The organism is Amycolatopsis sp. NPDC003861 (genome assembly GCF_053605405.1).
Map to the genome: position 1 here is coordinate 1 of NZ_JBSGJD010000276.1, position 12,191 is coordinate 12,191.

12 protein-coding genes are annotated in these 12,191 nt (G+C 70.3%); 3 read left to right on the forward strand and 9 right to left on the reverse strand.

The window, feature by feature from the left end:
• The first annotated feature begins 199 nt into the window (after positions 1-199).
• Both ACWEVN_RS41040 and ACWEVN_RS41045 read left to right on the forward strand, forming a co-directional pair.
• Positions 200-550, forward strand: coding sequence for a YciI family protein (locus ACWEVN_RS41040; protein ID WP_310969267.1), 351 nt, complete (start codon positions 200-202; stop codon positions 548-550).
• A complete protein-coding gene (locus ACWEVN_RS41045; RefSeq protein ID WP_452054889.1) occupies positions 547-1,737 on the forward strand; it encodes an RNA polymerase sigma factor in 1,191 nt (396 codons plus the stop codon). Before ACWEVN_RS41040 ends, ACWEVN_RS41045 begins: the two co-directional genes overlap by 4 nt.
• Before the next feature lie 38 nt (positions 1,738-1,775).
• Here the strand turns inward: ACWEVN_RS41045 and ACWEVN_RS41050 are convergent, their stop codons facing one another.
• The 9 genes from ACWEVN_RS41050 to ACWEVN_RS41090 form a co-directional block, all read right to left on the reverse strand.
• A complete protein-coding gene (locus ACWEVN_RS41050) occupies positions 1,776-2,888 on the reverse strand; it encodes an ABC transporter ATP-binding protein (protein WP_449687380.1) in 1,113 nt (370 codons plus the stop codon).
• Positions 2,885-3,880, reverse strand: a complete 996-nt coding sequence (locus ACWEVN_RS41055; protein ID WP_449687381.1) for an ABC transporter ATP-binding protein — start codon at positions 3,878-3,880, stop codon at positions 2,885-2,887. The genes ACWEVN_RS41050 and ACWEVN_RS41055 overlap by 4 nt, the downstream gene beginning before the upstream one ends.
• Before the next feature lie 6 nt (positions 3,881-3,886).
• The gene (locus ACWEVN_RS41060; protein WP_004559728.1) at positions 3,887-4,816 is read right to left on the reverse strand and encodes an ABC transporter permease; all 930 of its coding nucleotides are present in this window, start codon (positions 4,814-4,816) and stop codon (positions 3,887-3,889) included.
• Positions 4,813-5,814, reverse strand: a complete 1,002-nt coding sequence (locus tag ACWEVN_RS41065) for an ABC transporter permease (protein ID WP_310969273.1) — start codon at positions 5,812-5,814, stop codon at positions 4,813-4,815. The genes ACWEVN_RS41060 and ACWEVN_RS41065 overlap by 4 nt, the downstream gene beginning before the upstream one ends.
• Positions 5,815-5,900: 86 nt before the next feature.
• Entirely contained in the window at positions 5,901-7,580 is a 1,680-nt protein-coding gene (locus ACWEVN_RS41070) for an ABC transporter substrate-binding protein (RefSeq protein ID WP_452054890.1), read from the reverse strand.
• A gap of 327 nt (positions 7,581-7,907) precedes the next feature.
• On the reverse strand, positions 7,908-8,396 hold the full coding sequence (locus ACWEVN_RS41075; RefSeq protein WP_452054893.1) for a uridine kinase family protein: 489 nt from the start codon (positions 8,394-8,396) through the stop codon (positions 7,908-7,910).
• Positions 8,397-8,448: 52 nt separating this feature from the next.
• Complete coding sequence (locus tag ACWEVN_RS41080) at positions 8,449-8,883, reverse strand: DUF2304 domain-containing protein (protein ID WP_310969276.1); 435 nt, start codon at positions 8,881-8,883, stop codon at positions 8,449-8,451.
• A gap of 11 nt (positions 8,884-8,894) precedes the next feature.
• Positions 8,895-9,596: a glycosyltransferase family 2 protein gene (locus tag ACWEVN_RS41085; RefSeq protein WP_396136891.1), complete on the reverse strand. Its 702-nt coding sequence runs from the start codon at positions 9,594-9,596 to the stop codon at positions 8,895-8,897.
• A 169-nt stretch (positions 9,597-9,765) separates the two neighbouring features.
• The gene (locus ACWEVN_RS41090; protein WP_452054891.1) at positions 9,766-11,730 is read right to left on the reverse strand and encodes a DUF6541 family protein; all 1,965 of its coding nucleotides are present in this window, start codon (positions 11,728-11,730) and stop codon (positions 9,766-9,768) included.
• A 170-nt stretch (positions 11,731-11,900) separates the two neighbouring features.
• Between ACWEVN_RS41090 and ACWEVN_RS41095 the strand changes: the two genes are divergently transcribed.
• A partial coding sequence (locus ACWEVN_RS41095) for a DUF6541 family protein (protein WP_452054892.1) occupies positions 11,901-12,191 on the forward strand: 291 nt, incomplete at its 3' end.

Sequence of the window (12,191 nt, forward strand, 5' to 3'; positions counted from 1 at the left end):
CAAGGCACGCTTTCCCGCCTTGACCCGGCGTGACGGCCGTTGAACAATCCGGCGTCCGGGTCGGTGGAGGGACACAAAGCGTGCTCACCGGGGCATCTCGCGTGCTTGGCAAGGCATCACCCCCAAGCACCACAGTTGTCCACAGGCTCCACCCCCATGTGGACAACTCCGGTGGACAACCCAAGCACAGGAGACTCCAGTGAAATACGTGGTCCTGATCTACGGCAACCCCGCGTCGCGCCAGGCGTGGGAAGGGATGACCGATGAGCAGCGGGCCGCCGGGCTGGCCTACTACCAGCAGCTCAACGACGACCTCGATGCCTCCGGCGAACGGATCGTCTCCGAGCGGCTCGCCTACCCGGAGCTGACCAAGCAGGTGGGCGTCACCGACGGGCCCTTCGCCGAGGCCAAGGAGTTCCTCGCCGGCTTCTACCTGCTCGACTGCGAGAGCGAAGAGCGTGCCCTCGAGATCGCCGCGAAGGTCCCGGAAGCGTCCTTCGGCAAGGTCGAGGTGCGGCCGGTGATGGGACTCCACGGACCGGAGCTGTGACCGACGTCGAACTCCTGCTCCGGGAGCTCGCGCCGCAGGTCCTCGCCGCGCTGGTCCGGCGGTACGGCGGGTTCGACACCTGCGAGGACGCAGTCCAGGAAGCCCTGCTCGCCGCGTCGCGGCAATGGCCGGGCGAGGGGATTCCGGATCACCCGAAGGGGTGGCTGATCACCACCGCGTCCCGGCGGCGGATCGAGCAGTGGCGCAGCGACACCGCGCGGCGACGGCGTGAGGAGGCCGCCGCCCAGGCCGAGCCGCCCGGCCTGGAGCCCGCCGGCGGCGTCGACGACACGCTGACCTTGCTGCTGCTCTGCTGCCACCCGTCACTGAAACCGCCGTCGCAGGTCGCGCTCACGCTGCGGGCCGTCGGCGGGCTCACCACCGCCGAGATCGCGCGGGCCTTCCTCGTGCCCGAGGCCACCATCGGCCAGCGGATCAGCCGCGCGAAACAGAAGCTGAAAGGTGAACGGCTCACCCACGACCAGCGCCCCGAGCGGCTGGCCGCCGTGCTGCAGGTGCTCTACCTGATCTTCACCGAAGGCCACACCGCCAGCTCGGGGGACACGCTGAGCCGCGTCGAGCTGACCACCGAGGCGATCCGGCTGGTCCGGCAGCTGCACGCGGAACTGCCGGACGACGGCGAAGTCACCGGCCTGCTGGCCCTGATGCTGCTCACCGAAGCCCGCCGGCCCGCGCGCGTCGACGCCGCCGGGGCGCTGGTTCCGCTGGCCGAGCAGGACCGGTCGCGCTGGAACCGGGCGTTCATCGACGAAGGCGTCGCGCTGATCACCCAGGCGCTGGCCACCGCGCCCGTCGGCCCCTACCAGCTGCAAGCCGCGATCGCCGCGGTCCACGACGAGGCCCCGACCAGCGAAGACACCGATTGGGCCGAAATCCTCACGCTCTACGACCTGCTGCGGGTCGTCGCACCCGGTCCGATGGTGACGCTGAACCGGGTGGTCGCGTTCGCGCAGGTCCACGGCCCCGAACAGGGGCTGGCGGAACTGGGCGAAGCGGCGAAACACCTCAAGCAGCACCACCGGGTCGACGCCATCCGCGCGCACCTGCTCGAAACCGCCGGTGACCCGGCCGGCGCCCGCGAGGCGTACCTGGCTGCCGCCCGGCGGACGCTGAGCCTGCCGGAACAGGCGTACCTGCAGTCCCGGGCCGCCAAGCTGGCGACCTGAGAACGGCCGACCGGGACAAGGCCCGGCCGGCCGTCACTTCAGAGGATCTCGGCTGCGGTGCCGACGTCCGGCGGGCCCAGGTCGGGGTTGAGCGCCCCGGTGAGCTCCACCAGCTCCGGCTCCACCTCGTGCGGCTGGATGCGCCCGTCGCGGATGTCCTCCGCGTAGTGGCACGCCACCCGGTGCCCGCCGCCGATTTCGCGCAGCTGCGGGCGGTCGGTGTTGCACAGGCGCTCCTGCCGCCACGGGCAGCGGGTGTGGAACCGGCAGCCCGACGGCGGGTTGGCCGGCGAGGGCAGGTCACCGGCGAGCAGGATCTGCTCACGGGTGTCCTCGACCTGCGGGTCCGGCACCGGGATGGCCGACAGCAGCGCCCGCGTGTACGGGTGCAGCGGGTCCCGGTACAGCGAGTCCGCGTCGGTCTCCTCGACCAGCGCACCCAGGTACATCACGCCGATGCGGTCGGAGATGTGCCGCACCACCGCGAGGTCGTGCGCGATCACCACGTAGGTCAGGCCGAGCTGCTGCTGCAGGTCCTCCAGCAGGTTCACCACCTGGGCCTGCACCGAAACGTCCAATGCGGACACCGGCTCGTCGGCGACGATCAGGTCCGGCTCCACCGCCAGCGCCCGCGCGATGCCGATGCGCTGGCGCTGCCCGCCCGAGAACTCGTGCGGGTACTTCCGCAGCGACGTCTCCGGGAGGCCGACCGCGGCCAGCAGCTGCCGCAGCCGCCGCTGGGTGGCTTCCTTGTCCTTGTCGAGGCCGTGCGCGTGCATGCCCTCGAGCAGGATGGACTCGACCGACTGGCGCGGGTCCAAACTGGACATCGGGTCCTGGAAGATCATCTGCATCCGGCGCCGGGCCTTCCGCAGTTCCTCCCCCTTCAGGGCCGCGACGTCGGTGCCGTCGAACTTCACGGAACCGGCGGTGGGCTCGTTGAGCCGCAGGATCGCCCGGCCCAAAGTGGACTTGCCGCAGCCGGATTCGCCCACCAGGCCGTAGGTTTCGCCGCGGCGGATGGCCAGGTCGACGCCGTCGACCGCGAACACGTGCCCGACCGTCCGGTCGATCACGATGCCGCGCTTGATCGGGAAGTGCACCTTGAGGTCGGTGACCTCGAGCAGCACGTCACCAGCAGGACGGGTCATCGGGTTCCTCCTCCCGCGGCGACCGCGGGCCGCACGGGGTTGTGACAGCGCAGCAGCCCGCCCTGGTCGGGCACCAGCTGCGGCTGGACCTCGCGGCAGACCGGCAGCGCGTTGGGGCACCGCGGCGCGAACGCGCACCCGTGGTCCCACGGGATGTTGTCGGCCACCGAACCCCGGATGGGGATCAGCTTCTCGCCGCGGCCCGCGTCCAGGCGCGGGATCGAGGCGAGCAGGCCGTGCGTGTACGGGTGGCGCGGCTCGGCGAACAGCTGGTGCCGCTGCGCCCGCTCGACGATCTTGCCGCCGTAGAGCACGTTCACCTCGTCGCACAGCCCGGCGACGACACCGAGGTCGTGCGTGATCATGATCAGCGCGGTGCCGGTGTCCTGCACCAGTTCCCGCAGCAGCGCGAGGATCTGCGCCTGGATGGTGACGTCGAGCGCGGTGGTCGGCTCGTCGGCGATGAGCAGCCGCGGCCGGCACGCCAGCGCGATCGCGATCAGCGCGCGCTGCCGCATCCCGCCGGAAAGCTGGTGCGGGTACTCGGAAAGCCGGCGCGACGGGTCGGGGATGCCGACCTTGTCGAGCAGGTCCACCGCTTCGACGGACGCCGCCTTGCGCGACATCCCGCGGTGGCGCTCCAGCACCTCGGTGATCTGCAGCCCGATCGGGATGACCGGGTTCAGCGAGGACAGCGGGTCCTGGAAGACCATGCCGAGGTCGCGGCCGCGGCGGTCGCGCATTTCCCGGTCGGACAGGGACAGCAGGTCGGTGCCTTCGAAGCGCACCGAGCCGCTGACCTTGTTGCCGCGCTTGGCCAGCAGCCGCATGATCGCCAGCGACGTCACGGACTTGCCGCAGCCGGACTCGCCGACCAGGCCGACCGTCTGGCCCGGCTCGACGTCGAAGCTGACGCCTTCCACCGCGGTGAACGGCTGCTCGCCGCGCCGCTGGAACACGACCGAAAGGTCGCGGACTTCAAGGAGTGCCATGGGTTCTCACCGCCTGTTCTTCGGGTCGAGGGCTTCGCGGAGGGACTCGCCGAGCAGCGTGAACCCGAGCGCGACGATGATGATCGCGATGGCCGGGTAGTACGCGAGCTCGGGCCGGACGTCGAGGAACTGCCGGGCACCCTTGCTCAGCATGATGCCCCACTCCGCCCGGTTCGGGTCCGGGTCGCCCAGACCGAGGAACGACAGCGCCGCGGCCTCCAGGATCGCGGTCGCCAGGGTCAGCGTGGCCTGCACGATGACCGGGCCCAGCGAGTTCGGCAGCATGTGCCGGAACACGATGGTGCCGCGCTTGACGCCCAGCGACGTCGCCGCGAGGACGTGGTCGCTGCCGCGCTGCACCAGCATCGAACCGCGCAGCAGCCGCGCGAAGATCGGCACCCCGATCAGCGAGACGGCGAGGATCACCGTCCACTGGCTCGGCTTGGCGAACAGGGCCGCGACCGAAATCGCCAGCAGCAGCGACGGCACCGACAGCATGACGTCGACCAGTCGCATGAGGACGGTGTCGACCCAGCCGCCGAACGCGCCGGCGAGCCCGCCGATGATGATGCCGAGGAGCACACCGATCACCGTGGCCAGGACCCCGACGAGGAGGGTGTTCTGCGCGCCGACGATCAGCCGCGACAGCTCGTCGCGGCCGAAGTCGTCCACGCCGAGCGGGAAGCCCGGCTGAGAGCCGGGGATGATCCCCTGGCCGAGGGCGACCTTGTCCTGCAGGTAGCGCTCGAACGGGTCCTTGGGCGCGATCAGCGGCGCGAACACCGCCAGCAACACGAACAGGCCGGTGATCACGCCACCGGTGATGGCGACCGGGCTGCGCAGCATCCGCCGCAGCGCTTCGCGGCCGAGGCTGTTCCCGCTCGCCGCGGCGAGCTTGTCGATCGGCTCTTTCTTCTTGTTCAGCAGAGTGTTCATCGCACACGCACCCTCGGGTCGATGATCCCGTACGAGACGTCGACCAGCATGTTCACCAGCACGTACACCAGGGCGCCGAAGAGCAGCAGCGCCTGGAGCCGCGGGTAGTCACGCCGTTCGATGCCTTCGGCCAGCAGGAATCCGAGGCCGCGGAAGTTGAACACCCGCTCGGTCAGCACCGCGCCGCCGAGCAGCGCGCCGGTCTGCAGGCCGATGGTGGTGACCACCGGGAGCAGGCCGTTGCGCAGCACGTGCCGCCGCCGGACGACGGGCTGCGTGAGGCCCTTGGAGTTGGCCGTGCGGATGAAGTCCTCGTTGAGCACTTCGAGCACCGACGCGCGGGTGATCCGGGTGACCACCGCGAGCGGGATGGTGGCGAGCGCGAACGCCGGGAGGATCAGGTGCCTGATCGCGTCCCAGACGGCGTCCCATTCGCTCGTCATGATGCCGTCGAGGACGGCGAAGTTGGTGACGGCGGTGGCGTCGAGCCCCGCGGTCTGCCGGCCCTGCGACGGCAGGCCCAGCGGCCCGGCCAGCAGGTCCTGCATCATGTAGCCGAGGAAGAACACCGGCACCGCGACGCCGACCAGCGTCAGCACGATGATCACGTTGTCAGCGACGCCACCGCGGTAGCGGGCCGAGAGGTAGCCGGCCGGGATGCCGATGACCACCGCGACGATCATCGCGGACAGGCCCAGCTCGATGGTGGCCGGCAGGAACGTGCCGATCTCCGACATCACCGGCTGGGTGGAGACCAGCGAGGCGCCGAAGTCGCCGGTGATGGCGCGGCCGAGGAACTTGAAGTACTGGATGATGACCGGCTGGTCGAGCCCCAGCACGTGGTTGAGGTTGGCGATCTTCTCCGGCGTTGCCTTGTCGCCGAGGAGGGCGGCCGCGGGCCCTCCGGGCAGCGACCGCAGCCAGGCGAAGACCAGGATGGACAGGATGAGCAGCGTCGGGATCGCTTGTAGCAGCCGACGCACGAGAAAACGGAGCACTTGCAGTCCTTAGGTGGCAGCCCGCTGAGTACGGAACATGGGGTGGGCGCGGTAGCACCCACCCCATGCCTCGCGGCGTTGAGCCGTCAGTTGACAGTGACGGTGTTGAACCGCTCGTCGGTCAGCGGACTGGCGACCAGACCCTTGACCTTCGGGCCGACCACGATGGCGGGCGGGCCGTAGGAAATCGGGATGGCCGGCAGGTAGTCCATGATCTGCTTGTTGACTTCCTGGTACGCCTTGGCGTGCGCGTCACCGGCGGGCGAAGCGTCCGCGGCGGCCAGCGCGTCGAACAGCTGCTGGTTCTCGAACCCGAACTCCGGCTTCTTGCGGCCGAAGAACGTGCCGACGAAGTTCCCGGCGTCGTTGTAGTCACCGGTCCAGCCGAGCAGGTGGAGGTCCTGCTTGCCGAACTTCTGGACGTCGTCCTTGTAGCCGCCGTTCCACGGCTTGGCGACCGGCTCGATCTTGATGCCGATGGCCTTCAGGTCCTCGGAGATCGAGGTGAAGACGTCCGCCGGGTTCGGCATGTACGGCCGGGTGACCTCGGTCGGGTAGTAGAACTTCAGCGTCAGGTTCGTCGCACCCGCCTGCTGCAGGAGATCCTTGGCCTGCTGCTGGTTGAACGGGTACTTGGTGACCTCGTCGGTGTAGCCGGAGATCGTCTTGGGGACGAACTCGGTGGCCACCTCGGCGCCCTCGGGCAGCTTGCTCTTGACGAACTGCTCGCGGTTGATGCCGTAGGCCAGCGCCTTGCGGACGCGGACGTCCTTCAGCTTCTCACCGGCCGGGCCGGACTGGTTGATGCCCAGGTAGAGGACGTTGAACGGCGGGCGCACCAGCACCTGCTCGCCCTCGTTGCGCAGCAGGCCGTAGTCGGCCGGCGCCGGGTAGTCGTAGCCCTGGATGTCGCCGGCCTTGAGCGCCTGCTTGCGGGCGTTCTCGTCCGGGATCACCTTGAAGATGAGCTTGTCGAGCTTGGCCGTCTGGGTCGGGCTGGTGTCGTTCTTGGACAGGGTGATCTCACCCTTGCCCTGGTCCCAGCCGTCGAACTTGAACGGGCCGGTGCCGACCGGGTGCTTGTTGGCGTACTCGCTGTAGGTGAACGAGTCGCCGGACTGGGTGACCTCGTCGGCCTTGTACTGCTTGAGCGCGGCCGGGCTCTGCATCGAGAACGACGGCAGGGTGAAGGCCGCCGGGAAGGCACCCTTCGCCTTGTTCAGGTTCACGACCGCGGTCGCCGGGTCCTTGGCTTCGCAGCTCTTGTAGACCGGGTCGCTGTAGTCGGTGCTCTCGTTCTTGGCGAACCCGCCGAAGACGTCGGCGTAGTAGATCATCTGGCTCTGGGCGGCGGCGCCCTTCATGTTGTACCAGCGGTCGAAGTTGAAGCAGACCGCGGTCGCGTCGAAGGCGGTGCCGTCCGAGAACTTCACGCCCTGCTTGAGGGAGAAGGTCCAGGTCTTGCCGTCGTTGCTGGGCTCCCACTTCTCGGCCAGCGAGGGCTCGAGGTCGGCGGTGCCCGGCTTGTTCTGGATCAGCGTGTCGAAGATCTGGCGCGTGATCCGGAAGGTCTCGCCCTCGTCGTTGAAGATCGGGTCGAACAACTTCGGGTTACCGGCCGCGCCGAAGATCATGGTGCCCCCGGAACCACCCCCTGCGCCCTCGTCACGCTTGGATTCCGCACAGGCGGACAGCGAAACCGCGAGCGCGCCGCTCAGCCCGATCAGGGCCACGCGGCGTGTTCGGGTCAGCCGCAATTGCTGCATCTGGCACCCCTTGGGAGATGTTCGGGTTCAAAGTCACCGTCCGGTCGGTCAGGAACTCGACGGACGATCGGTGTGCCCCGCGACACTAGCGGGAACTCGGCCCAGGCTTAAGTACGTGAGGTTACGATCGCGCTACGTGGGCGCCGATTTGACCGCAATGTGTCCATAAATAGCGACAGAATGTGACCGTTTGTGTGCGCTGGCTGCACGCGGTGCCCGATCACTAACTCAGATGGCGGTACCGAGATTAGTCCGGTCGTGTTGTGACCGCTCGGCGACTTGATCGATCCGGAGCAGTGCGGGCACGGAGGGTGACCGGTTCGTCCCCTACAAAAGTCGGGTGCCGGCGGCCCCGGGGGTGCCGTCGACGGCGAACCAGCCGCGCTCGAACCGTTGCCACCGCGCCAATTCGGCCCGTGCGGCCGCGCCGTCCCTGGCGACGGTTCTGGCCAGCCGGCCGGCCTCCGGGCCGCCGGAGAGCCAGCAGAGGTGCGAAAGCAGGGGTCTTGCCGAAGTGCGGCCGCAGGAAACGCCCTCCAGCACGAGGACTTCCGGCACGGGCACCCGGACGAGCTCACCCGGCCGGGGCACCCCGGTGGTCCAGTCCATGCGGCGGTAGGCGCCGGGCCGGCCGGTCGCCAGGGGACGCAGGACGCCGTCGACCAGCCGGGGCCACCAGGCGACCGGGTCGTCCCAGGTCGCGAAGGCGTCGGTGCTCACCAGGGCCGTCCGGCAGCCGCGGGCGGTCAGCGCCTCGACGACCTGGGCGGCCAGGGTGGACTTGCCGGCGCCTGACGGACCGTCGATGGCCAGCACCCGCACCCGGCCCAGCCGCGCGGGGGCGGCGAGCAGGGCCTCGATCAGCGCGTCACTTGCTGACGCGCTCGACCTCCGGAAGCCCTTTGACGTCGTCGGGAGCCGCCGTCTTCGCCTCCAGCTCGGCGATCCGGCTCTCCAGCGCGCGCCGGGTGTCCTCGAGCTCGCAACGCAGCAGCGCGATCTCCTCGACCGACGTGCGCACCTCTTCCTCGAGGTGCCCGGTCTCGGTGGACAGGTGCAGCGACACCAGCGCCAGCACGACGCCGGCGAGGAGGAAGACGAAGTTCGACGGCGTTTCCACGCCGGTCAGCCGGGCCAGGAACTGCGCGGCCGCCGGGATGGCGGCGAGCACCACGACGCCGACGGCGACGACCAGCCACACGCCCGCGTACTTCTCCCGCAGCTTGCGCCGCCGCATCATCTCGATGACGACGAACAGCACCAAGCACGCGATGACGATGCTGAGGATGCGCCAACCCTGCATTCCCAAGCTCCTTAAGCCGAGTCCGAGGAGTCGACCGCGGGGCGGCGGCGGACCAGCGCGAGCAGCAGCGCGAGCCCGGCGCGGCCCAGGTAGACGGCCGACTTGACGGGCGAGTGGCTGGGCGTGCCGCCCGCGCGCTCGCGCATGATGACCGGGATCTCCTTGATGGTCAGCTCGGCCCGGATGGCCATGACCAGCGATTCGACCGTGTCGCCGAGGTACTCGGCCGGGTAGTAGCCGGCGAACAGCCGGATCGCGCGCGGCCCCATCGCCTTGAAGCCCGACGTGACGTCGGTGAGCCGGGTCTTCGCCAGCCGCGAGAACACGATCGACAGCGCGACCATGGCGTACTTGCGCGGCCCGCTGGCCTTGTACGCGCCCTTGCCGGCGAACCGCGAGCCGATCACGATGTCCGCGTCGTCGAGGCCGCGCAGCAGCGCGTCGAGCTCGTCAGGGTCGTGCTGGCCGTCCGCGTCCACCTGCACGACGACGTCGTACCCGCGGGCGGCGGCGTAGCGGAAACCGGTGCGCATGGCGCCGCCGACCCCGAGGTTGACGGCGAGGCGGGCCACCTCGGCGCCCGCGGCGCGGGCGAGCTTGGCGGTGTCGTCCACCGAGCCGTCGTCGACGACGAGCAGGTCACCGTTCGGGAGGGCCCGCTTCACCTGCTCGATGACCGACGCGACGCTCGCCGACTCGTTGAGGGCGGGCATCACGATGAGCACGCGGCGGCTGGTCACCGTGGTCGCCGGGGTCGTTGACACGCGATCACATTACCAATCCGGCCGAAAGCAGGCGGACGCGGTCCGCAGCCAACCCGCCCACCGCACGCGTTCCGCCGTGACTGCCGGTCGGATTGGTAATCGTCGACACAGCATCCCTTCACTGCCCGTCACCGGCCGCGGACCCTGGTGCGGCCCCGGCCGCGACGACGTCCTGCTGCCCGGCGATCTCGTAGATCGAGGCCCCGGCGTTGCGGTAGACCAGCTTGAACCCCGGCGTGGTGTCCAGGTGCTGCAGGCCGGCGTCGTTCCGCTGGTCGGGGACGGCGTTGCCCTGGCCGACAAAGGCGTAGCGGACCTTCAGCTCCCGCAGGATCTGCCGGGCTTTCGGGTCGTTCTCCAGCCGGTTCGCGTACGCGCTGACGTAACCGACGTCGCTGGCGGGCGGGGCGCCGTAGTAGTTCCACTGCGTCGGGTGCACCCCCTGCAGCGCGTACATCCAGACCGACCCGTCGAGGCGGTCGTTCAGGACGCGCTCGCCGGGCACCGTGTGCTGGGCCAGCCAGGCGAACGCCGTCTCCTCGTCCGCGCTCACCGCGGGGAAGCCGCGGTAGGCGATGTTCACGTGCACGGAGTTGAGGTGCACGTACCCGCGGCTGAACCCGCCGATCACCGCCGCGAGCAGGACCACGCCGGCCAGGACGGGCGCGGCGGGGTGCAGCTTCGGCAGCCGGGGCCGGACCTTCGCGGCCAACCACGCCGACGCGGTGTGGACGAACTCGCCGAACCCGACCGCGCCGATCATCGGCAGCAGCGCGGCGAGCCGGTAGTTGTCGTTGTAGAACGGCCCGCTGAGCAGGTGGACCAGGCCGCTCTCCATGGAGACCGTCGCCGCGTACAGGCCGCCGAGGACGACGTACGCCGCGACGAGCCAGAGCATCCGCCGGTGCCGGACCAGCAGGAAGATGCCCGCGATGGCGGGCAGGCCGATCCACCACTGGGGGAAGCTCGCCATCGGCGAGAAGGTGACCGTCTGCCCGACCGCGCCGGTCATGGTCGCCGCGTTGGCCCAGACCGCGGACGTGACGCCGCCGGCGTTGTAGAGCGAAGGCAGCACCTGGGGCAGGCCGAGCCCGGCGGCGAGCAGCGCGGCCGCCACCAGCGACGGCCAGGCCCGCCGCCAGTCGAGCGGCTCGAACCGGAAGAGCACGACGGCCAGGATCAGGACACAGTAGACGGCGAGGACGAACACGACGCTCGTGTGCAGCGCGGCAAGGCCCGCGACGCCCACCCCGACGGCCAGCGGCCCGGTGGCCCCGCCCGGCTCGAGCAGCAGGCGGACCACCGCGAGCATGGCCGGGACCAGGGCGACGCCGGCCGCGTACGGCCAGACCGGGCCGTGCCAGAACAGGTCGTAGGGGAACGAGGTGAAGCAGGCGGAAGCCGCCGCGGCCGCCGCGGCGGTGACCGCCGGCATCCGCCACGCGCGGCACATCGCGGCCACGCCGAGCGGCACCGCGAAGGTGACGGCGATGGACGCGAAGTTCAGCAGCGGCATCACGGTCAGCCCGCCCTTGCCGAAGAGCAGGGCGAGCAGCGCGTGGTAGGTGTCCGGGTAGAAGTAGTGAGTCTCGTCCGGCAGGTTCGCGATGGTGCCGACGGTCGACGGGCGCGCGTCCCCGCGCTCGGCGATCCAGCGGACGAGGTTCGCGTGGAACGCGGCGTCCCAGTCCTGGTTGACCGTGCCCGGCGTGGGGATGCCGCGCAGCACGGTGCGCAGGCCGACCGCCATCCCGGCGGCGACGCCGAGGGCCGTGACGGCGTGCCCGCGCCACGACCACCGCGGGCGCTCGGGCGGCTCGGCGTCCGGGCGGCGGCGCCGGGTGAACCGGGCCACGGCCCAGGTGATCGCGAAGCCGGCGGCCGAGACCAGGAGCGTCCACAGTGTCACGGAGAGCGCGGTCCACCGGATGCCGGTGCCGCCCAGCAGCGGGATGCCGAGGGCCACGACCCCGAACGTGAGGACCGGCGCCGCGGCACCCAGCGTCCAGCCGCGCAGGCCGATCGCGGCCCCGAAAACGGCGCCCGGAACCCAGAATGCGGCCAGAACGAGCAGAAAACCCATTCTCCCACCCCATTTTCCGCCGTGATCCGGCCCGCACCCGCGGTGAACGCCGTTCTCCGACGGCGCGGCCACGCTACCGTGCACGTCAGCTCGCTGGTCACCCGCATCCTGGGCGGACCGCGGCCCCCCATAGACTCCGGGCGTTGGCGGCTTTGTTGATCGGAGAAAGCATGCTGTCCGAAGCTGTCCGGCTGGCTGCGGGAATCCTGGTGGTGTTGCTCCCGGGATTTTCGATCCTCCTGGTCACCGGCGTACGCGAACGGTTGTGGCTGGCGGGCCTTTCGGCGCCGTTGACCACCGGGTTCGTGCTGCTCGTGTCGCTCTTCACGGGCGTCACCGGGCTGCGCTTCGGCCTGCTGACGACCGCCGTCGCGCTCGTGGCCGTCCTGCTCGTGCTCGGCGGGGTGCGCTGGCTGGTCCGCCGCCGTCGCGCGGCCGCCGAGCCGGTCGAGCCCGCCGAA

Excerpts from the sequence above, each read along its gene's own strand:
- ACWEVN_RS41090 (WP_452054891.1), bottom strand. The coding sequence starts at position 11,730 with ATGGGTTTTCTGCTCGTTCTGGCCGCATTCTGGGTTCCGGGCGCCGTT.
- ACWEVN_RS41080 (WP_310969276.1), bottom strand. The coding sequence starts at position 8,883 with ATGCAGGGTTGGCGCATCCTCAGCATCGTCATCGCGTGCTTGGTGCTG.
- ACWEVN_RS41055 (WP_449687381.1), bottom strand. The coding sequence starts at position 3,880 with ATGGCACTCCTTGAAGTCCGCGACCTTTCGGTCGTGTTCCAGCGGCGC.
- ACWEVN_RS41070 (WP_452054890.1), bottom strand. The coding sequence starts at position 7,580 with ATGCAGCAATTGCGGCTGACCCGAACACGCCGCGTGGCCCTGATCGGG.
- ACWEVN_RS41085 (WP_396136891.1), bottom strand. The coding sequence starts at position 9,596 with ATGCCCGCCCTCAACGAGTCGGCGAGCGTCGCGTCGGTCATCGAGCAG.
- ACWEVN_RS41050 (WP_449687380.1), bottom strand. The coding sequence starts at position 2,888 with ATGACCCGTCCTGCTGGTGACGTGCTGCTCGAGGTCACCGACCTCAAG.
- ACWEVN_RS41060 (WP_004559728.1), bottom strand. The coding sequence starts at position 4,816 with ATGAACACTCTGCTGAACAAGAAGAAAGAGCCGATCGACAAGCTCGCC.